Origin of the sequence: Albidovulum aestuarii (assembly GCF_029961185.1) — a bacterium.
Taxonomy (GTDB): Bacteria; Pseudomonadota; Alphaproteobacteria; order Rhodobacterales; family Rhodobacteraceae; genus Albidovulum; species Albidovulum aestuarii.
The window spans coordinates 397,716-417,869 of sequence record NZ_JASBQQ010000001.1; the positions used below are offsets into that span (position 1 = coordinate 397,716).

The 20,154-nt window shown below is 61.3% G+C and carries 20 protein-coding genes; 12 read left to right on the forward strand and 8 right to left on the reverse strand.

The genetic code is table 11. The features are described 5' to 3' along the window. Nucleotides 1-125: 125 nt before the first annotated feature. The 7 genes from QKW60_RS02015 to pyrH form a co-directional block, all read right to left on the reverse strand. Nucleotides 126-248 carry a hypothetical protein gene (locus tag QKW60_RS02015; RefSeq protein WP_282366033.1) on the reverse strand — a complete coding sequence of 41 codons (123 nt, stop codon included), beginning with the start codon at nucleotides 246-248 and terminating at the stop codon, nucleotides 126-128. A 142-nt stretch (nucleotides 249-390) separates the two neighbouring features. Next, the gene (rseP, locus tag QKW60_RS02020; protein ID WP_282366034.1) at nucleotides 391-1,728 is read right to left on the reverse strand and encodes an RIP metalloprotease RseP; all 1,338 of its coding nucleotides are present in this window, start codon (nucleotides 1,726-1,728) and stop codon (nucleotides 391-393) included. A 2-nt stretch (nucleotides 1,729-1,730) separates the two neighbouring features. Continuing rightward, nucleotides 1,731-2,912, reverse strand: a complete 1,182-nt coding sequence (dxr, locus tag QKW60_RS02025; protein WP_282366035.1) for a 1-deoxy-D-xylulose-5-phosphate reductoisomerase — start codon at nucleotides 2,910-2,912, stop codon at nucleotides 1,731-1,733. 4 nt (nucleotides 2,913-2,916) lie between these two features. Continuing rightward, on the reverse strand, nucleotides 2,917-3,714 hold the full coding sequence (locus tag QKW60_RS02030; RefSeq protein WP_282366036.1) for a phosphatidate cytidylyltransferase: 798 nt from the start codon (nucleotides 3,712-3,714) through the stop codon (nucleotides 2,917-2,919). Further along, nucleotides 3,711-4,439, reverse strand: coding sequence for an isoprenyl transferase (locus QKW60_RS02035; protein WP_282366038.1), 729 nt, complete (start codon nucleotides 4,437-4,439; stop codon nucleotides 3,711-3,713). The genes QKW60_RS02030 and QKW60_RS02035 overlap by 4 nt, the downstream gene beginning before the upstream one ends. 36 nt (nucleotides 4,440-4,475) lie before the next feature. Continuing rightward, nucleotides 4,476-5,039 (reverse strand): ribosome recycling factor, encoded by a 564-nt coding sequence (gene frr, locus QKW60_RS02040; protein WP_282366039.1) that lies wholly within the window; start codon nucleotides 5,037-5,039, stop codon nucleotides 4,476-4,478. A 77-nt stretch (nucleotides 5,040-5,116) separates the two neighbouring features. Further along, the gene (pyrH, locus tag QKW60_RS02045) at nucleotides 5,117-5,848 is read right to left on the reverse strand and encodes a UMP kinase (RefSeq protein WP_282366040.1); all 732 of its coding nucleotides are present in this window, start codon (nucleotides 5,846-5,848) and stop codon (nucleotides 5,117-5,119) included. 138 nt (nucleotides 5,849-5,986) lie between these two features. On the opposite strand from pyrH, the gene miaA reads away from it, so the two are divergent. The 6 genes from miaA (at nucleotide 5,987) to QKW60_RS02075 (ending at nucleotide 14,456) form a co-directional block, all read left to right on the forward strand. Continuing rightward, on the forward strand, nucleotides 5,987-6,862 hold the full coding sequence (gene miaA, locus QKW60_RS02050) for a tRNA (adenosine(37)-N6)-dimethylallyltransferase MiaA (protein ID WP_282366848.1): 876 nt from the start codon (nucleotides 5,987-5,989) through the stop codon (nucleotides 6,860-6,862). A 152-nt stretch (nucleotides 6,863-7,014) separates the two neighbouring features. Then, nucleotides 7,015-7,917 carry an AraC family transcriptional regulator gene (locus QKW60_RS02055; RefSeq protein ID WP_282366041.1) on the forward strand — a complete coding sequence of 301 codons (903 nt, stop codon included), beginning with the start codon at nucleotides 7,015-7,017 and terminating at the stop codon, nucleotides 7,915-7,917. Nucleotides 7,918-8,120: 203 nt separating this feature from the next. Further along, on the forward strand, nucleotides 8,121-9,764 hold the full coding sequence (locus QKW60_RS02060; protein ID WP_282366043.1) for an ABC transporter substrate-binding protein: 1,644 nt from the start codon (nucleotides 8,121-8,123) through the stop codon (nucleotides 9,762-9,764). A 110-nt stretch (nucleotides 9,765-9,874) separates the two neighbouring features. Beyond that, nucleotides 9,875-10,918 (forward strand): ABC transporter permease, encoded by a 1,044-nt coding sequence (locus QKW60_RS02065; protein WP_282366047.1) that lies wholly within the window; start codon nucleotides 9,875-9,877, stop codon nucleotides 10,916-10,918. 13 nt (nucleotides 10,919-10,931) lie between these two features. Continuing rightward, complete coding sequence (locus tag QKW60_RS02070; protein WP_282366049.1) at nucleotides 10,932-12,359, forward strand: ABC transporter permease; 1,428 nt, start codon at nucleotides 10,932-10,934, stop codon at nucleotides 12,357-12,359. 12 nt (nucleotides 12,360-12,371) lie between these two features. Beyond that, nucleotides 12,372-14,456, forward strand: a complete 2,085-nt coding sequence (locus QKW60_RS02075) for a dipeptide ABC transporter ATP-binding protein (RefSeq protein WP_282366051.1) — start codon at nucleotides 12,372-12,374, stop codon at nucleotides 14,454-14,456. Here QKW60_RS02075 and QKW60_RS02080 read toward each other — a convergent pair. Then, nucleotides 14,437-15,153 (reverse strand): GNAT family N-acetyltransferase, encoded by a 717-nt coding sequence (locus QKW60_RS02080; protein WP_282366053.1) that lies wholly within the window; start codon nucleotides 15,151-15,153, stop codon nucleotides 14,437-14,439. The genes QKW60_RS02075 and QKW60_RS02080 overlap by 20 nt on opposite strands. A 376-nt stretch (nucleotides 15,154-15,529) precedes the next feature. Between QKW60_RS02080 and QKW60_RS02085 the strand changes: the two genes are divergently transcribed. The 6 genes from QKW60_RS02085 (at nucleotide 15,530) to QKW60_RS02110 (ending at nucleotide 20,051) form a co-directional block, all read left to right on the forward strand. Further along, nucleotides 15,530-16,492, forward strand: coding sequence for a glucokinase (locus QKW60_RS02085; protein ID WP_282366850.1), 963 nt, complete (start codon nucleotides 15,530-15,532; stop codon nucleotides 16,490-16,492). Between the two features lie 77 nt (nucleotides 16,493-16,569). Then, nucleotides 16,570-16,884 (forward strand): STAS domain-containing protein, encoded by a 315-nt coding sequence (locus QKW60_RS02090; RefSeq protein ID WP_282366054.1) that lies wholly within the window; start codon nucleotides 16,570-16,572, stop codon nucleotides 16,882-16,884. After that, nucleotides 16,884-17,249: a response regulator gene (locus QKW60_RS02095; protein ID WP_282366055.1), complete on the forward strand. Its 366-nt coding sequence runs from the start codon at nucleotides 16,884-16,886 to the stop codon at nucleotides 17,247-17,249. Before QKW60_RS02090 ends, QKW60_RS02095 begins: the two co-directional genes overlap by 1 nt. Before the next feature lie 10 nt (nucleotides 17,250-17,259). Beyond that, nucleotides 17,260-19,212 carry a chemotaxis protein CheA gene (locus QKW60_RS02100; RefSeq protein ID WP_282366056.1) on the forward strand — a complete coding sequence of 651 codons (1,953 nt, stop codon included), beginning with the start codon at nucleotides 17,260-17,262 and terminating at the stop codon, nucleotides 19,210-19,212. Nucleotides 19,213-19,239: 27 nt separating this feature from the next. Continuing rightward, complete coding sequence (locus QKW60_RS02105; protein ID WP_282366057.1) at nucleotides 19,240-19,674, forward strand: chemotaxis protein CheW; 435 nt, start codon at nucleotides 19,240-19,242, stop codon at nucleotides 19,672-19,674. Continuing rightward, on the forward strand, nucleotides 19,671-20,051 hold the full coding sequence (locus QKW60_RS02110) for a hypothetical protein (protein WP_282366059.1): 381 nt from the start codon (nucleotides 19,671-19,673) through the stop codon (nucleotides 20,049-20,051). The genes QKW60_RS02105 and QKW60_RS02110 overlap by 4 nt, the downstream gene beginning before the upstream one ends. The last annotated feature ends 103 nt before the right edge of the window (nucleotides 20,052-20,154 follow it).

Here is a 20,154-nt window from a genome sequence, read left to right on the forward strand (position 1 = left end):
CCCCCTGGATAAATGCCACTATCTTTGGAAACGTGACTACCGATAAAGCCGATGCTTGTCAAAAGCGACGGCGCGCCACCGAGAGGGGCGCGCCGAAAAAAGTCAGTGCCGGAGGGGCGGTGTCCTCAGCGAATGAAATGCTGCTCTGGCTTCTGTACCTGGGTGAGTTCTGCACCGATCATCGCGCCGCCCGCAAGTCCGACCACGATCGCAAGAGGAATGATGATCCGGTCGAGGCCAAGATCCATCATAAGGGAAAAGCTCCGATATCCGTTCTGGATCAATTGCATTGTCCCGCGCCTCTTGCAGAGTTCAGTTACCCAAAACGCTAGATAGCGAATGTGGCGGTTTTGCGGCTTATTCGCGGTGACAAAGCGCTTCTTGCGTCCTTCAGACGCAGAACAAGTCGTTGCTCAGCCCAAAGACCATGAGCGCCAGGACGATCGTCAGACCGATCGCCATCGCCGCATTCATCACCTTGTCGGACGGCGGCCTTCCAAACGCCCATTCATAAGCGTGGAAGACCAGATGTCCTCCGTCGAGAACCGGAATCGGGAACAGGTTTAAAAGCCCGATCGCAGTCGAGAGCGCCGCTACAAGCCAGATGAACGATGACACCCCGGCACTTGCCGCCGTGCCGGTTGCCTGAGCGATGGCGATCGGTCCGTTAATATTACAACTGGAGATTTTGCCGCCAACAACGCTGCCGATACCGATGAACGTACCTTCGATCACGCGGTAAGTCTGCATCACTCCGATCCGCGCCGCCTCGGTCAGACCGGGAAGACGGGTCATCGGCTCAAAGACATAGCTCGAGCTGAAGCCAATCAGATACCCCGTTTCCAGACCGCCATCGTCGGCCTCAACCGGGCGCGGGCGAGGCTTGAGCCGGGCTTCAAGGCTTTCGCCCGCACGCCAGACAGTCAGCGTCACCTCTTGCCCACCGCCCGAGCGGATCAGGTTTTGGACATCGGAAAACCGCGGCGTGGGCTTGCCGTCAACGGCGGTGATGACATCACCGATCATCAGCCCTGCATCCTGCGCGGCGCTCTTGGGCTGGATGCCGCCGATCATCGGCGGCATCAGCGTCGGCCCGGTTACGTTTACCTCTGCCCCGTCGCGCAGCACCCGGTATTCCACCGTATCGCTCGCGGGGAGCGTATCGACAGCCTCGTTCAACGCCTCATAATCCGGCGTTTCATGTCCGTTCACCTCGAGAATGCGGTCCCCCGGGGCAAGTCCATTTTCCACAGGCACCGGCATCAGCGCGGCGATTTCCGGCCGGTCAGTGGCAATGCCGGTCGCAAACGGCATTGCCGCGAAAATCAGAAAGGACATGACGAAATTGAAAAGAGGACCGGCAAACACCGTCGCAGCACGCGCCCAAAGCGGAGCCCCGTGCATCGTGTGGCGGCGCTCTTGGTCGGACAGACGTGACATCGTGTCTTCGTCCGCACCCGCCGAGGCCGCATTGGCATCACCGAGGAACTTCACGTATCCGCCGAAGGGGATCGCGGCCACCTGCCAGCGGGTGCCGCGCTTGTCGACGCGCGACCAGAGTTTAGGCCCGAAACCGAGGGAAAAGACTTCAGCATGGATACCGGACCAGCGCCCGACGATGTAATGGCCATATTCGTGAACTGCCACGATGATCGACAGCGCGACGATGAAGGCGCCAACGGTCTGCAAGGTATCAAGAGCGGAAGCCAGAAGGCCGGGAAAATCCAAGGTCACGTCCTCTGCATATCTTTAATCACTTCAACAGTCATGCGGCGCGCGGCGCGATCCGCATCCAGAACCATATCGAGGCTTGTGGCCGATTTGCCAAGCCCCGTATCCCGCGAAAGCCGTTCCAGCACGTCCTCGACCACGTCGGCCATCTTGGTGAAACCGATGCGACCGTCAATGAAGGCATCAAGCGCAGCCTCCTTCGATGCGTTGAACGCCGCGCCAGTCAGCCCGCCCGCCGCCATCACCTCGCGCGCGAGGCGCAACGCGGGATAGCGCGCCGGGTCGGGGGCCGAGAAGGTCAGTTGCCCGATCTTCGCGAGGTTCAGCCGCGACACCGGTAGATGATTGCGTTCGGGCCAGTTCAGCGCATAGCCAATCGCGTGGCGCATATCCGGCGCCCCAAGATGGCCGATAACGCCGCCGTCCCGGAAACCGACAAGCGCATGGACGAGGGATTCCGGATGAACGAGAACTTCGATCCGTTCAGGTTCGATACCGAAGAATTCGTGGGTTTCGATGATCTCCAGCGCCTTGTTGAACATCGACGCGGAATCGATAGTGATCCGCTGTCCCATCGCCCAGTTGGGGTGGGTGGAAGCCTCTGCCACCGTTGCCGTCGCCAGCCGTTCGAGCGGCCAATCACGAAAGGCGCCGCCCGAGGCGGTGATGGTGATCGCTTCCACCGCCTCCATTTCTTCGCCGACCAAAGCCTGAAAAACCGCCGAATGTTCGCTGTCCACGGGCAGGATACGGGCACCATGGGCCCGCGCCTCGGCCATCAGCAAAGGCCCGGCGGTCACGAGGCTTTCCTTGTTGGCCAAGGCCAGAGTGCCTCCATGCGACAGGGCACGGAATCCGGGCGCAAGACCGGCGGCACCGACGATACCGGACATGATCCAGTCGGCGGGGCGGTCAGCGGCTTCCATAAGCGCATTCTGCCCGGCTGCCGCGACAGTACCAGAACCGTGAAGCGCGGCTTTCAGGTCGGGCAGCAGCGTCTCGTCGGCGATAACGGCGATCTCGGCCTTCAGTGCCTTGGCCTGTTCGGCCAGTCGCGCAACATTGCGACCGCCGGTCAGGGCAACCGTCCGGTAGGCCTGCGCCCCACCCTGCCGCATCAGCAGGTCAAAGGTGCTTTCGCCAATGGAACCTGTGGCGCCGAAAACCGATACGCTGCGCATCGCCTCAGAACCGGACGACGGGGACGGGTGTGAGCTGGGCCACAAGCAACATGAAGAGTGCCGCCCCCAGAAGCCCGTCGAACCGGTCCATCAAGCCGCCATGGCCAGGGATGAGGCGCGAGCTGTCCTTGACGCCCGAGCGCCGCTTGATCGCGCTTTCGGCAATATCGCCAAGCTGCGACGCAAAGGCCAGAAGCGCCGAAATCCAGATCAGGTCCCGTCCGGCGGTGGAAACCTGAAGGAAGATGAGTCCGACAATTGCCGCCGCGATCCATCCCGCGGCAGTGCCTGACCAGGTCTTCTTGGGGCTGAAGCGGGGCCAGAATTTCGGTCCCCCGAAGATGCGGCCCGCGAAATATCCGGCAATGTCCGTCACGACGACAACTAGGATCAGCCACAGAAGCCAAAGCATTCCGTAGCCTTCGCGGAAGGCGACGAGCCCGTAGCAAGCGATCATGATCGCAAACGAATAGACACCGTAGTCCACCCGCATCGGCCGCCCGGGCCGCACCAGCCCGACGATCGTCGGCAGCACCAGAAGCGGCAGGAGGAACGGATCGCGGGTGAAAAGCACGATGGCCAGGGCAAAGGCAGCGAGAACCGCAAGGACCACGGCCTCGGACGGGCGTCCCTGATCGGTCATCGCCGCCAGTTCCCAGACCATCAGCGCACCTGCGACGATGGCCAGTGTCGCGAACCACGGGCCTCCAAGCCAGACCAGAAGCAATCCGCCAAGCGCCATCGCCGCGCCCGAGATCAGGCGCGGCGCGAGGTCGCCCCATTTACCGGATGCATCGCTCATGCGGTCATTGCGCCGCCGTAACGGCGTTCGCGGTCGGTGAAGCGGGCCATGATCGCTTCCAGCTCAGCCGGGGTGAAATCAGGCCAGAGCGTGTCGGTGAACTCGTATTCCGAATAGGCCGACTGCCAAAGAAGGTAGTTCGAGATCCGCGTCTCGCCCGATGTGCGGATCACAAGATCTGGGTCCGGCAGGTCGTGGGTATCAAGGCGTGCCTCGATCGCTGCCTCATCGACCTCATCAGGCGTCAGGCGACCGGCGGCGACATCCTCGGCGACCTTCCGCGCCGCGCGCATCAGTTCGTCCCGGCCCCCATAGTTGATGGCGACGGTCAGATGCAGCCGGTCATTTTCCTTCGTGCGCTCCTCGATCCCCGCCATCAGCTTTTGCAACTTCTTGTCGAGCCGTGACCGCTCGCCAATAAAGCGCAGCCGAACACCCTCTGCCGAAAGCCGTTCTGCCTCGGACTGGATGTAGCGGGCGAAGATCGTCATCAGGCCGATGACCTCTTCGGTCGAGCGCTTCCAGTTCTCGGTCGAGAAAGCGTAAAGCGTAAGGTAGCGGATACCGAGCCCCGGTGCCGCCTCGACGATGGTGCGAACACGTTCCGCCCCCCGACGGTGGCCGACAAGACGAGGCCAGCCGCGGCTGGTCGCCCAGCGGCCGTTGCCATCCATGATGATGGCGACATGCGCCGGAACGCTGCCTGTGATGTCCTTCGCGGCCATCGGCCTGCCCTTTCCGCCCCCGGGACCCACAGGTCCTCAGACCTGCATGATCTCCGCCTGCTTTTCTTCCAGCGCCTTGTCGACAAGCGCGATGTGCCGGTCCGTCATGGCCTGAACTTCGTCATGCCAGAACTTCTGGTCGTCCTCGCTCATGCCGTCGCCCTTGGCCTTCTTGATCTGGTCCATGCCGTCGCGGCGCACATTGCGAATCGCTACACGAGCATTTTCGGCATATTGTGCCGCAACTTTGGTCAATTCGCGGCGACGCTCCTCGTTTAGCTCCGGAATCGGCAACATAATGATCGTGCCGTTGAGTTGCGGATTGATGCCGAGCCCGCTTTCGCGGATCGCCTTTTCGACCTTGCCGACCAGTCCCTTGTCCCAGACATTGATCGTGACCATGCGCGGCTCGGGCACGTTGATCGTGCCCACCTGATTGATCGGCGTCATCGCGCCGTAAGCGTCGACCATCACCGGTTCGACCATCGTCGCCGAAGCCCGTCCCGTGCGCAAAGTGCCGAATTCGTGCCTGAGAGCGCCAAGCGCGCCGTCCATACGGCGCTCAAGGTCATCGGTGTCGATCTCGATATCGTCGGACATGGGGTATTCCGTCTTGTGCTCGTTAATCTTTTCGTTTTGCGCCCTTTAGCACGAAAACGCGCTGAAAGGATAGGATTTCAACCGCCGACCAGCGTGTAGGTTCCGTCACCCGACAGGATGCCGCGGAAACCGCCCGGCTCATCAAGGGAAAAGACGATGATGGGCAGGCGATTGTCGCGGGCAAGCGCAATGGCCGAGGCATCCATGACGCCCAGATGCTTTTGCAGCACCTCGTCATAGCTGACCTTGTCGTAGCGTTTGGCGTCGGCGTGCTTTACCGGGTCCTTGTCATAAACCCCGTCCACCTTGGTGCCCTTGAAGATCGCCTCGCAACTCATCTCATTGGCGCGCAAAGTCGCGGCGGTGTCGGTGGTGAAATAGGGGTTGCCAGTGCCGGCGGCGAAGATACAGACCCGCTTTTTCTCAAGGTGCCGCACGGCGCGGCGACGGATATAGGGTTCGCAGACCTGATCCATCGGAATGGCGCTGATCACGCGGGTATGGATGCCAAGCTGTTCAAGGGCTGCCTGCATTGCCAACGCGTTCATCACGGTGGCGAGCATCCCCATATAGTCGGCGGTCGTCCGCTCCATCCCCTGTGCAGAGCCTTGCAGGCCCCGGAAGATGTTGCCGCCGCCAATGACCATGCAGATCTCGACACCAAGATCGTGGACCGATTTCACTTCGGCCGCGATGCGGTTGACGGTCGGGGGATGCAGGCCATAGCCCTGATCGCCCATCAGGGCCTCGCCGGAGATTTTCAGAAGAACGCGTTTATAGGTGACTTTCGGTTCCTGTGACGCGTCCATGCTCTACTTCCCTTGCCGCCCCGGTGGATCGCGCGCAAAATGGAGGAAATCGGCGGCGGGTTCAACCGGACTCGGGCGGAAAGTCCGGCCGGAATTTACCTGCGGCACAAGGGCACATGAGCATCGGCAGGCAAGACACTGGATTTTATAAAGAACATAGATTCAGAGAGACCTGTCGTGATCGCCGGGGCGACCGCTTCAGGCAAATCTGCACTGGCGCTTGAAATCGTCCGGGTGCATGGCGGTGTTATCGTCAATGCTGACGCATTGCAGGTCTGGTCCTGCTGGCGGGTACTTTCCGCCCGCCCCAGTGCCGAAGACGAAGCACAGGCGCCGCACCTGCTCTATGGCCATCTGGCAAGCGATGCGGAGTATTCCGTCGGCCATTGGCTGAGGGAGGTTTCACAGATCCTGCAAGGCCCGGAACGCCCGATCATCGTCGGCGGAACCGGCCTTTACCTTACTGCACTGACCGAAGGACTTGCCGACATTCCTGCCGTACCAGCCGCCATTCGGGCCGCGGCAGATGATCGCCTCGTCCACGCCGGGCACGAGGCGATGCTGGCCGAGCTTGACCCCGCCACCGCCGCCCGCATCGACCGACGGAATCCCGCCCGCATCCAGCGGGCATGGGAAGTGTTGTATGCGACCGGGAGGGGATTGGCAGAGTGGCAGGCCGAGACCGGAAACCCGCTTTTGCCGCTCAGCGACTGTACCGCGCTTGTCCTCGATGCCGACCGCGACTGGCTGGCCCGACGGATCGACCGAAGGTTCGAAATGATGGTGAATACGGGCGCTCTGGATGAAGTCAGGGCGGTCCTGCCGGACTGGTCTCCCTCCGCCCTCTGGGCCAAAGCCATCGGCGCGCCGGAACTGGTCAGTCATCTCAGGGGTGAGATCACTCTGCAGGAGGCGATCGCGGCAGCACAGGCTTCCAGCCGCCAATATGCCAAACGCCAGCGCAGCTGGTTCCGGGGTCGGATGCGGGACTGGCGGCGGATTGCCCGCCCGTGACCGGTCGGCCACGCACCGCCGACCGCGCTGCAATCAGGAGTTTTCCCCTTGGGTTTCTGATTCGGCACGCATAGACTCGCCGCGCCCGCGCCCCGAGCCGCTTGCAACCCACTGGTCGATCACGTTGCGACCTGACTTTGAGGATTTGTCCCGTGAAACTCTTCACTGGCACACCACTGTCGAAATTCTCCGATCCGTCGGCAAAGCCGGACGCCCGCGGTAGTGGTGCCAGCCCGGCTGAAATGGCGGCCGCCGCCAAGACCCCGCCCGCGAATACGTCGAAGCTGCGTATCGTCCCGATCCCGCGTCTTGCGGCAGGTGGGCGCTGGCGGGTCGAAGCGATGCGGTCCTATTCCGAACCGCTTTTGTTGTGGTTCACCCGAGGACAGGGGCGCATCACGGTAAATGGGGTCACCCGCGGCTACGGCGCGCATAATGCGATCTTTATCCCGGCCGGTGTCATGCATGGCTACGACGTTGGCAGCCAGTGCTACGGGACAGCCGTATTCTTCGGGCGCTCCACCGATCTTTCCCTGCCCGACGTGCCTCATCATCTGCGCATCCGTGATGTTGGACCGCAGGCGGAACTTTCGGGACTGATCGACAATGTCCAGCGCGAGCTGGACAGCGGCAAGCCCGGCGCTGAACGTGCCGCCCATCACCATCTCGGCCTCCTTGGCGTCTGGCTTGAGAGACAGGTGGAGATCGCCAAGGCGGATGCGAAAAAGCCCGGCGCTGCAGCTAGGCTGGCCGTGCGCTATGCCGAACTGCTCGAACGCGACTTCCGGAGCGGGAAGGGCGTGGCCGAATACGCCCGTGAACTGGGTGTCACTCCGACCCATCTGACGCGGGTTTGCAATCAGAGCTGCGGCCGTTCCGCCTCGGACTTGCTGCATGACAGGGTGATATTCGAAGCGCGACTGCTTCTAACTGAAACGCGAATGCCAATCTCGCGCGTCTCGCAGGAGCTTGGCTTCACGTCTGCCGCCTATTTCACACGGGCGTTTCAACACCGCACAGGCAAGACACCGTCGGCATTCCGCAAAGCCGGCTGAAGACTGGTTCAGCCAAACTGAACTTCGGCGCCGAACTGGTCGGCAATGTCGTAAAATTTCCGAAAGTGACGGAATCCGGCGTTGACGCAGAGGCAAAAACCGGGCGCAATGCTTCGGTGAGTAATTTCGTTGCGCATGGGGGGCCGGTATCCGACCGGTCGTTGCCGCAGCGGAATAAAAAAAGTCACGCAGGGAGAAAAAGCATGACAAAGCACTTCACGCCGGATGTCCATCCGGCGGCCAAACGTTACGCCGATGAAGTTCGCGACGGTACGCTGAGCCGCCGCGAATTCCTGACCCGGGCCTCTGCGCTTGGTGTCAGTTCGGCTGCCGCCTACGGCCTTCTCGGCCTCGCAGCGCCGCAACAAGCGCGCGCCCAGACGATGGGTGGCACGATCCGTTGCCAGTTGGAAACCAAAGCACAGAAAGACCCGCGCACCTGGGACTGGTCTGAATACGCCAACTTCGGTCGTGGCTGGCTCGACTATCTGGTCGAGTACAACAGCGACGGCAGCCTGCGCGGCATGCTGCTGGAAAGCTGGGAAGTGAACGAGGACGCCACCGAATACACGCTGAAGGTCCGTCAGGGCGTCAAGTGGAACAATGGCGACGACTTCACCGCCGCCGATGTGGCCAACAACATCACCCGCTGGTGCGACGGCAATGTCGAAGGCAACTCCATGGCCGCGCGCATGGGCGCGCTCGTGGATGGTGAGTCCAAGATGGTGCGCGACGGCGGGATTACGGTGGTCGACGATCACACCGTCAAGCTGACGCTTCCGTCGCCTGATATCACGATCATGGTCGGCATGGCGGACTATCCGGCTGCCGTGGTGCACTCGTCCTTTGACGGCGGCGACCCCTCGGCCAATCCGATCGGCACCGGCCCCTATATTCCGGAATCGAATGAGGTCGGCGTCAAGCAGGTTCTGGTCCGCAACCCGGACCACACCTGGTGGGGCACCGAGGTCTATGGCGGGCCGTATCTCGACCGGATCGAATATATCGATCTCGGCACCGATCCGTCCTCGTTCCTCGCTGCGGCAGAGGCCGAAGAGATCGACATGCTGCACCGCACCGACGGTGATTTCGTCGACATCTTCGACAGCATCGGCTGGACCAAGTCCGAAGCGGTAACATCGGCGACGCTCGCCGTGCGCTTCAACCAGGACGCGGAGCTTTACAAGGATGTGAATGTCCGCAGGGCGCTGCAGATGGCGGTGGACAACGCGGTGGTTCTGGAGCTTGGTTATGCCAATCTCGGCAGCCCGGCCGAAAACCACCATGTCTGCCCGATCCATCCGGAATATGCCGAACTGCCGCCGCTGGTGGTCGATCCGGCAAAAGCGAAAGAGATGATCGACGCGGCCGGCCATGCCGATACCGAGTTCGAGCTGATCTCGATCGACGACGCCTGGCAGGCCAACTCCTGCGACGCGGTTGCGGCACAGATGCGGGACGCCGGTATCAACATCAAACGGACGATCCTGCCCGGCTCGACCTTCTGGAACGACTGGGCCAAGTATCCGTTCTCGGCCACCGAGTGGAACATGCGCCCGCTTGGCGTGCAGGTCCTGGCGCTCGCCTACAGGTCGGGCGTGGCCTGGAACGAAACCGCCTATGCCAGCGCCGAGTTCGATGCGCTTCTCGACGAAGCCATGGCGATTGCCGATGCCGATGCGCGGCGCGAGGTGATGGCGAAGATCGAGAAGCTGATGCAGGACGACGGCGTGCTGATCCAGCCCTACTGGCGGAACGTCTATCGCCACTTCCGTGAGAACGTGAAGGGCGCGGAGATGCACCCCACCTTCGAGCATCACCACTACAAGTGGTCGATCGAGGCCTGATCGGTCTTAGTGCGGCGTGCGGAGTTCATCCGCGCGCCGCTTTTTGTTGACGTGACAGCCCACGCACTCCAACCTGCCCCTACGTTCTTTGGGGGGAAGGACATGAAAAAATGCTGATATTCCTGCTCCGGCGGCTGTTGACGATGGTCCTGACAGCCCTCTGCCTGACGTTCGTCGTCTTCTTTCTGACGAACCTGCCACCAAACCTTGAAAAGCTCGCCAAGACTGAGGCAGGCAGCCGCATCACCGACGAAGAGGTGCAAAGCTGGCTCGACAAGAACGGGCACGGCAGCCCGCTGCTGGTTCGCTACGGTGAATGGCTCGGCGTCATTCCCGGCTGGACGCGCGAGGAAAATGGGGTCACGACGGGCCGCTGTATACAACGCGGACAGGACCCGGAGACCGCGTCAAGTTTCTGTGGCGTTCTGCAGGGGAAATGGGGTTTCTCCTCGGTCTTCAAGGACGAGGTGTCGACCATTGTCGGCACAAGGCTGTCGCTGACAGGCATTCTCATGTTCTGGGTCATGGTCGTGATGGTGCCCGTCTCGCTGATCATCGGCGTCCTGGCGGGCATGCGCGAGGGGTCGAAGCTTGACCGGTCGCTCTCCACCTTCTCCATCGCCACGACGGCAACGCCGGAATATGTCTCGGGCGTTATCCTGATCGCGGTCTTCGCCTCATCCATGTTCGGGCTGAAATGGTTCAAGGGCACGGCATCGAGCGCGATGGACGGCATCACGTTTGAAAACTTCTTCCTGCCGGTCATCACCATCGCGCTTTACGGCATCGGCTATATCGCCCGGATGACCCGCGCGTCGATGACCGAGGTCATGACCGCGCAGTACATCCGCACTGCAAGGCTGAAAGGCGTGTCATTCCGCAACGTTGTGATGAAACACGCTCTCAGAAACGCACTGATCGCCCCCTTCACGGTCATCATGTTGCAATTCCCGTGGCTTCTGAACGGCGTCGTCATTGTCGAGACCTTGTTCAACTACAAGGGCTTCGGCTGGACGCTCGTCTCGGCGGCCGGCAACAACGACATCGACCTCCTGCTGGGCTGTTCGGTCGTCGCCGTCTTCGTGGTTCTGGTCACCCAGCTTATATCCGACATCGGCTATGTCTTCCTGAACCCACGCATCCGGATATCCTGAGGAGGAACTGACAATGGACCCGTTAACCTGGACCGGCGCCCTTTCCGTCCTCAACCCGGTCACCATCGCCATCGCAGCCGCCTTCGCGCTTGCCATCATCGCCCAAATCGCCCTGTCGTTCGTCGCGCCAGAACCGACCATCGTGGCCAATCCCGATGGTACGGTCGCCGCGCGTGGCGGGGCCTACGGGACAAGCGAAAAGGCCGTGCGCTGGCTTTTCCTCGCCCTTGTGGTGCTCGCGGTGGTTTACCTTCTGGCGGGCGTCGTCATGCCCTATGGCAAAGTTGGCATCATCGGCGGGCTGGCCAAGCGTTTCTTGCCGGTCTGGCTGTCGCTGATCGTGCTGTATGCCGTCTCCATCCGCTACAAACGGCGGCTGGGCCTATATGGCAAGCTCTTCGATTCGACCATCGGCATGATCGGTTTCGCCATCGTCATGTTCTGGGTCTTCTCGGCGATCTTCGCCACCACGATCGCGACCCATGACGTCCTCAGCCAGATCAGCCAGATGAAGAACAAGGTGCCCGGCACCCCTACCCCGGACGATATGGGCTGGTATCTGCTCGGTGGTGATCATCTGGGCCGCGATGTCTTCAGCCGGGTTGTCCTCGGCAGCCGCATCGTGGTGCAGATCGCGCCGCTGGCGACGCTCTTTGCCTTCATGGTGGGGATCACGCTGGGCCTTCCGGCAGGATACTATGGCGGCAAGCTCGACACGTTCCTCTCGTTTCTCGCCAACCTCATCCTTGCTTTCCCGGTAATCCTTCTCTTCTACCTGCTGGTGACCCCGGAAATCGTCGCAACCGGCATGCCGCAATATATGGCGATGGTGCTCTTCCTCTTTCCCATCGTCTTCCTGCTGGTGCTGGTCAATTCGCGCTACTATGTGGTGCCCGCTCTGCGGAACAAGATGATGACGATCATCGCGGTGATCGGCGGCTATCTTTACCTGTCGCTCGTAGGTGAGGTTGGCACCAAGGTGGCGGTCCTGCCCAACATGCTGGACCTGATCCATGTGCCGGGCAATATCCTGATCGTCTTCGTCTCGGTCGTCTTCGTGAACTCGCCCACCGTCTTCCGTATTGTGCGCGGCATCGTTCTGGACGTGAAGACACGGGACTATGTCTCGGCCGCGCAGACCCGTGGCGAGCGGCCCTGGTACATCATGCTGTGGGAGATCCTGCCTAACGCGCGCGGGCCGCTGATCGTCGATTTCTGCCTGAGGATCGGCTATACGACGATCCTTCTGGGTACCCTCGGCTTCTTCGGCCTCGGCCTTAGCCCCGAAAGCCCTGACTGGGGCTCGACGATCAACGCAGGCCGTAAGCTGATGACGGTCGCGCAGCACCCCGCCATCGTACCCGCGCTCGCGCTGATGAGCCTCGTTCTGGGCCTCAACCTTCTGGCCGATGGCCTGCGCGAAGAAAGCCTCAGGGATTAAGGGAGACGGAATATGACCAAATGGGACTATGACGGCCCGATCCTTGAGATCGAGAACCTCTCGATCAGCTTCTTCACCCGGCTGAGGGAAATCCCGGCGGTGATGGATTTCTCCTGTACCGTTCAACCCGGCGAAGCCATGGGCCTCGTCGGGGAATCCGGGTGCGGCAAATCCACCGTCGCGCTCGCCGTGATGCGCGATCTGGGCAAGAACGGCCGTATCGTGGGCGGCACGATCAAGTTCAAGGGCCGCGACCTGACGACGATGAGCGAGGAGGATCTGCGCGACATCCGCGGATCGGAGATCGCGATGATCTATCAGGAACCGATGGCCTCGCTGAATCCGGCGATGAAGATCGGCAAACAACTGATGGAAGTGCCGATGATCCATGAGGGGACATCGGCGGAAGAGGCCTATCAGCGCGCCTTGGAGGTCGTAACCGACGTGCGCCTGCCGGATCCCGAGCGGATCCTGAAAAGCTATCCGCACCAGCTTTCGGGCGGGCAGCAGCAACGGATCGTCATCGCCATGGCGCTGATGTCGAAGCCCGCCCTGCTGATCCTCGACGAACCCACGACCGCGCTTGACGTTACGGTCGAGGCGGCCGTCGTCGACCTCGTGAAGGACCTCGGCAAGAAATACGGCACCTCGATGCTCTTCATCTCGCACAATCTCGGTCTGGTGCTCGACACCTGCAACCGGCTTTGCGTGATGTATTCGGGCGAGGCGGTGGAGACGGGCTCGATCAAGGATGTCTTCGACAAGATGCAGCATCCCTATACACAGGCTCTCTTCCGTTCGATCCCGCTACCGGGGGCGGACAAGAACGCGCAGCCCCTGATCGCCATTCCGGGCAACTTCCCCTTGCCGCATGAACGCCCCAACGGCTGCAACTTCGGCCCCCGCTGCGACTACTTCGCCGCCGGGCGCTGCGATGCGGGCGATATCAAGATGCGGAACGTGCCGGGCGATGACCGTCACGATACGCGCTGCCTGAAAGTCGACGAGATCGACTGGAAAGCCCCGCCACAGGTTGCGGCCAAGGCCGAAAAGACCCCGATCGGCGATGTGGTCCTGAAGATGGACGATCTGCGCAAGTATTACGAGGTCAGCGCCAATGCACTCTTCGGCGGTGGCGACAGGAAGGTCGTCAAGGCCAACGAGACGCTGAGTTTCGAGGCGCATGAGGGCGAAACGCTCGCTATCGTCGGCGAGAGCGGTTGCGGCAAGTCCACCTTCGCCAAGGTGCTGATGGGTCTGGAAACGGCAACGGCCGGTAAGATCCTGCTGCACAATCACGAGATTCAGGACACGCCGATCGAAAACCGGTCGACCGAGACAATTTCAAGCGTACAGATGGTGTTCCAGAACCCGTTCGACACGCTCAATCCGTCGATGACGGTCGGACGTCAGATCATCCGCGCACTGGAGATTTTCGGCGAAGGCAACTCCGACAAGGAACGCGAAGAGCGGATGCTGGAACTGCTCGATCTGGTGAAACTGCCGCGCGCCTTCGCCGAACGGATGCCGCGCCAGCTTTCCGGCGGGCAGAAGCAGCGCGTGGGAATCGCCCGGGCCTTCGCGGGCGGGGCCAAGATCGTCGTGGCGGACGAACCGGTCTCGGCGCTCGACGTGTCGGTTCAGGCCGCTGTCACGGACCTCCTGATGGAGATCCAGCGCGAGAACAAGACGACGCTTCTCTTCATCAGCCACGACCTCTCCATCGTGCGCTATCTCAGCGACCGGGTGATGGTGATGTATCTCGGCCATGTGGTGGAACTTGGCACGACCGATCAGGTCTTCTCGCCGCCCTACCACCCCTATACCGAGGCGCTCCTCTCGGCGGTGCCCATCGCCGACACCCGCGTGGAGAAAAAGCGCATCGTGCTGGAAGGCGACATTCCCTCGGCGATGAACCCGCCGCCGGGCTGCCCGTTCCAGACCCGCTGCCGCTGGAAGTCCAAGGTTCCGGGCGGGCTTTGCGAAAAGGACGTGCCACCGGTCCAGACGCTGTCGAACGGACATCAGATCAAATGCCATCTATCGTCGGCCGAGTTCGACCATATGGAACCGGTAATCAAGATCGCGGCCGAGTAAGGGCAGGCAGGACAAGCATCGTGGCGCCTAAGGGCGTCACGGTTGCACCGCTGCCGATCTTGAACCGGGCGAGGCCAGGTGCGGCCTTCTCATTCACATCGCCAAGATCGAGCATCCGATAACCCTGCAAGCGCAGGTCGCGGATCACATGCCAGAGAAGAAACTGATGGGCGTTCAACCGCCGCCCCTCGCCCCCTGACCAGCCGATGTGATAATTCGCCCCGGGTCGGTGCAACAGGACGAGCATCGTCGCAATCGTTCGGTCGCGCTTGCGTGCCTCGTAAAGGATCGCGCCCTCAGGATCTGCCGACAGCCAACCAGATGTGAATGACGGTGGCAGGGCCCGATAACAGAGTCGTTGTTGCTGTTCGGCTTCTTTGGTCAGGAGCCCGGCAAGATGCGCTGCGTCCGGAACCGATTGCCGGACGGATATCCCCTCCCCCTCGGCCCGCACCAGCCGGTTACGCCACTTCCCGCCAAATCCGGCGCGGATCGCCGCTGGATCAGGGCGAAGGTCGATCATCGCCTCATGCCGCGGTGCGACAAGCGGAATGCACCCCAGACCCCGCAGGGCGGTGTCCGGCGTCACGATCATGATCCCCGCACCACGCGCAAGCGCCCGCAGCGCACGGACCGCGACTTCGGGCGCAACCGGCTCCAGCCAGACCGGTCCCCGGCTGAGCAACGTCAACCGCAAGGGTCCAATCCGCCTGGAAACGACTTGTGCAAGACCGACCCGTCGCCCCGCGACGATGATTTCGGCACGGCGAACCGTTCTCCCGTGCGCACTCAACACCGATCCATAGGTCCAGTGCTGTTGCATAGGCAGCGGCAGCGCTACCGTGGCCTCGCTCCACCCCTGCCGGGCAATCCTGTCCCAAACGATCTGCATCCCGACATTTGATCGTCCGGAACCTAACGTCGTGCTAATGATGCCGAATGTTCGCGTGATACCATTTTACAGCAACACATGGCGCTCATGCCCGGGCGCCGCCGCCGAAGTCGCGCCGCACTTGATACTCCTCCCGGATTGGGCATAACAGACGGGGAATCCAGCCAGGAGATTGCACAGTCTGATGCCGGCATCCCTTTCCCTTGTGGTCGACATCGGCGGCACCAATACCCGCGTCGCGCTGGCGCAGGGTGCCAGAGTTGACCGTACAACGATCCGGCGTTTTGCGAACGCCGAGTATCCGGGATTGAGCGAGATTTTGTCGACCTATCTCGCCGCAGCCAATAGGCCGGTCTGTGCTGGCGTCTGCGTCGCGGTTGCCGGTCCCATCGACAACGGCGTTGCACGAATGACCAATCTCGACTGGAGCATAGACAGTGACACCGTTCGGGCAGCGACGCAGGCCAAACATGTCGCGATCCTGAATGACCTTCAGGCCCAAGGCCATGCACTTGGCCATATCGAGCAAAACAGCCTCGTACCGCTGATTGAAGCAACAGAGCGCCCCGGAGCATCGCAGCTGGTGATCGGTGTCGGCACCGGCTTCAACGCCGCCCCGGTTGTCGACCAGGCCGGGTACAGGACCGTTGCGCCGGCCGAATGCGGACAGATCAGCTTGCCCGTGCAAAACGAGGACGATCTGAGGTTGATGCGCTTTGTCTCCTCAAACCAGGGCTTTGCCTGTGTCGAGGATGCGTTGTCGGGGCGTGGCCTGGAACGGCTTTTCGCCTTTCACGCGCACGAGGCGGATCAGAGCCGGACCCTGGATGCAGCGTCGATCATGAAGGCATTGGCAACCAGAGAGGATTCCGTGGCCGAGGCCACCGGGCGAAGCTTTGTCAGGCTGCTCGGCGCGGTCTCTGGCGATCTGGCACTGGGATATCTTCCTTTTGGCGGCATATTTTTGATCGGCGGCGTCGCCCGGGCATTCGCGCCGCACTACCAGCGCTTCGGTCTAGCCGAAGCGTTCCGCAACAAGGGCCGTTTTGCCGCATTCATGCAGAATTTTTCGGTAGCACTGGTCGAAGACGACTATGCCGCACTCGAAGGTTGTGCACGGCACCTCGCTGCGACAGCCTCCTGATCCCACCGGCCGCATCAAGCCTATCTTAATACTTCGCGGCCTAGCCTACCCCGGCAGTTCCGACAAAGGGGAAGCCCGTGAACACTGATAGGATAGACGGGCTGGACGGTAGGTTGACTCTGATCCTCGACCCCCGTCTCGATCTGCCGGCGGCCGGGCGCCTGCACGCGGCTTTGCTGGCACGTACGGGAACACCGTTGGAAATCGATGCGACCGCAGTGTCGCATCTCGGCGCACTCTGTTTGCAGGTTTTGCTCGCGGCAGCGCGAACCTGGAAGAAGGGCGGCGTTTCGCTGGTGATCAGACCAAGATCAGCACGGTTCGAGACCGCCCTGGATACATATGGTGTATCGCTGGACGACCTGCAGTCGGACCCGGCGGAGGCCGAGTGATGGGCATCAAGGTTCTTGCGGTCGACGACAGTCGCACAATCCGCGACATGCTGGCTCTCGTTCTTGGCGAGGCGGGCTATACGGTGCAAACGGCCGAAGATGGCCAGGATGCACTCGACAGGATCGATGACTTTGAGCCAGATGCAATCATCTCCGACATCAATATGCCGCGGCTGGACGGGTTCGGATTCGTCCAGGCCGTCCGGCGGGTCGAACGGTACCGCGCCACCCCGATCCTGGTGCTGACGACCGAAAGTGCTCCGGAACTCAAGGCCAGAGCTCGTGCAGCCGGCGCTACGGGTTGGATTGTGAAGCCATTCGATGCCGAAAAGCTCGTCCGGGCGCTTCAGGCGATCGCAGGATAAAGGACAGGTCATGGTCGAACTCCACGATCCAATGTCTGAGATCCGCGCCGGTTTTTTCGCTGAATGCGCCGAACGCATCGAGCAACTGCACGACGCGCTTGCTGCATTAGAAGAAAGCTGCAGCAACGGTCGAACGGCAGATCCTGAAATCATCAATACTGCATTTAGAGCAATTCATTCGATCAAGGGCGGCGGTGGCGCGTTCGGTTTCGATAATTTGGTAAGATTCGCACATGGTGTTGAGTCAGTGTTTGACCTTATGCGTTGTGGGCAGGTCGCCCCCTCATCTGCGCTAATCGCCAACCTGACCCGCGCTGGCGACCACCTCGCCGATCTTGTCGATGCCGCACAGGCGGGGAAGGAAGTACCTGCAAATGGCAGCGAAATCCTGGAAGCACTGTCCACTCCGACATCTATAGGTGTGTCGGATCCGATGGAGTTCGGGCTCACACAGCCATGGATTTTGCAATTTCGCCCGCATACATCGCTCTATGCCTCGGGCAATGATGCGCTATTTCAGCTTGTGGCCCTGCGGGAACTCGGCGCGGCCGACATCTGCTGCGATACGTCAATGGTGCCGGATCTTGCCGCCCTTGACCCCGAAAAAGCCTGCCTTACATGGACGTTGTCGCTTCCTGCCGATCGCGATGAGGCGGAGATTGTCGAGATATTCGACTTTGTCGTCGACCTCTGCGACCTTTTGGTTCAGAGGAAAGAACTTTCGTCGGCGACCGTGCAGAACACTGTTCCTTCGGTCTCAGCGGAAACTGCGCCGTCCATGCGGGTCGACCTTGACCGCATCGACCGGCTCATGAATCTCGTCGGTGAATTGGCGATCAGTCAATCGATACTGGTCCAGTGCATCGCCGAGACACGTCCCGACCCGCAATCGCACTTGATCGAACGTCTCGAAACACTGACCGGCCTGACACGTAACCTCCAGGATAGTGTGATGACGATCCGGGCGCAGCCGGTCAAATCGCTCTTTCAGCGCATGGCGCGGGTCGTGCGAGAAACTTCCGCCGCGCTCGGAAAGCCTGCCCGGCTCCGTTTGGAGGGTGAGGAAACCGAGCTTGATCGAACCGTAATCGAAAGACTGGCCGATCCACTCATGCATATGGTGCGCAATGCGGTCGATCATGGCCTGGAGTCGCCCGCAGAACGCAAGACGCAGCAGAAGCCCGCTGAAGGAACCATCACCCTGTCTGCCGCCCATCGCGCCGGCAGGTTGGTCATCGAACTCAGCGATGACGGTCGCGGCCTCGACCGCAACCGCATCCGCGCGAAGGCAGAGGAACGCGGCCTTGTCACTGCCGACGCCGTGTTGGGCGATGCGTTGACTAACGATCTGATTTTCCATCCAGGGTTATCAACTGCCATGGGGTTGTCCGACATTTCCGGCCGCGGCGTCGGGATGGATGTCGTAAAGACCGCGATAACCCGGCTTGGAGGACGTATCTCGATCGTATCTGAGCCGGGTCGTGGCACGCGGTTCACGCTGTCGCTTCCGCTCACGCTGGCGGTTATGGACGGGATGGTGGTACGAACCGCTCGGCAGATGCTGGTAATCCCGGTTGCGGCCATTCTCGAAACCGCCGCCCTCCAAAGACTCGACCGCCGCAAAGCCGGTGATGAGGGCGAACTGGTCCGGATGCGCGACGCGTTCGTGTCGCTGATTGATACCGGCGTTGCTTTGGGAATACGCAATCCGGGATGCCCGCCCGGCAGCGCAATCGCAGTTCTGATTGCAGCAGAGGATGGTCGTCGCGCCGCTCTTATAGTCGACGCGGTTATTGATCAGCGGCAGGTCGTGGTCAAACCCCTGCGCGGCGGATTTGCCCGGAATCCGGGAATTTCCGCGGCGACCATCCTCGGCGATGGACAAATTGCGTTCATATGTGACCCCGGCGAGCTCGCTCGCAGCGTACCAACTGGTCGCGCCGATCTGACAGCAGTGGCATAGGGGAGAAAGATGCCAGAGGCGGGATCAATGATAGAACTGCTCGCCTTTCGGCTGGGCGAGGATCGCTTCTGTGTTGATGTGGCTGTCGTACGCGAGTTGCGCAGCTGGTCCCGGCCAACCCCCCTTCCCCACGCGCCCGCCTTTCTTGCCGGGGTTATCAATCTTAGAGGAACGATCTTGCCAGTACTGGATCTTGCGGTGAGGCTCGGACTTTCGCCTGTGGCGGCAGACAATAGAAACGTCATTGTCGTGGCCGAAATTACCGGACAAAGCGTGGGTCTGATCGTCGATGCGGTCAGCGATATTCACTGTGTTCCGCGCAGCATTCTCGAACCACCGCCCAGGGTGCAGGGGCCCGCGCAGTTGACGTGCATAGCCGCCCTATCGCTCATTGACGGCCAGATGATCCGGGTGATCGACGTGGCGGCGCTGATGCCCACTGGTGTGACCGGGGCTGCATGAAGAGTTCATCCAAATCTCATGACCATGACAGTATTCGGCTTGATGAACTCGCCGCGCATCTTGCCGACGAGCTTTCGAACCTGCTGCAGCTTAGCCAAACCGTTCAGCAAGCCCTTTCGGATTGCATTTTCGCAGAACCACCGGATGCCGAGACACTGTTCCGGCTCCAATCCCTCGACCGCATTGGTCAAGGTCTGGCCGATTTGTCTCGATTGATGCAATACTTGCGCGCGGATCTGCCCGAAGAGGCAACCGTGCCGATCGGACAGGTTCTGGAACATCTGCATCTGCGCGAACTCGCCGATCGGTTTTCCCGGCAGGACCGCGGCGCAGGACCTGATCGGCGTGTGATCTGCGGTGACGTGGTCTGGCTCTAACCGCCAAAGGCTCGACCGTTGTCGCCAGCAATGGCCCAAAACCAACCGGGAGCAAGGTGACCTGCGTTTGCCGACACATGGCCGGATACAATCGAGATCAGGA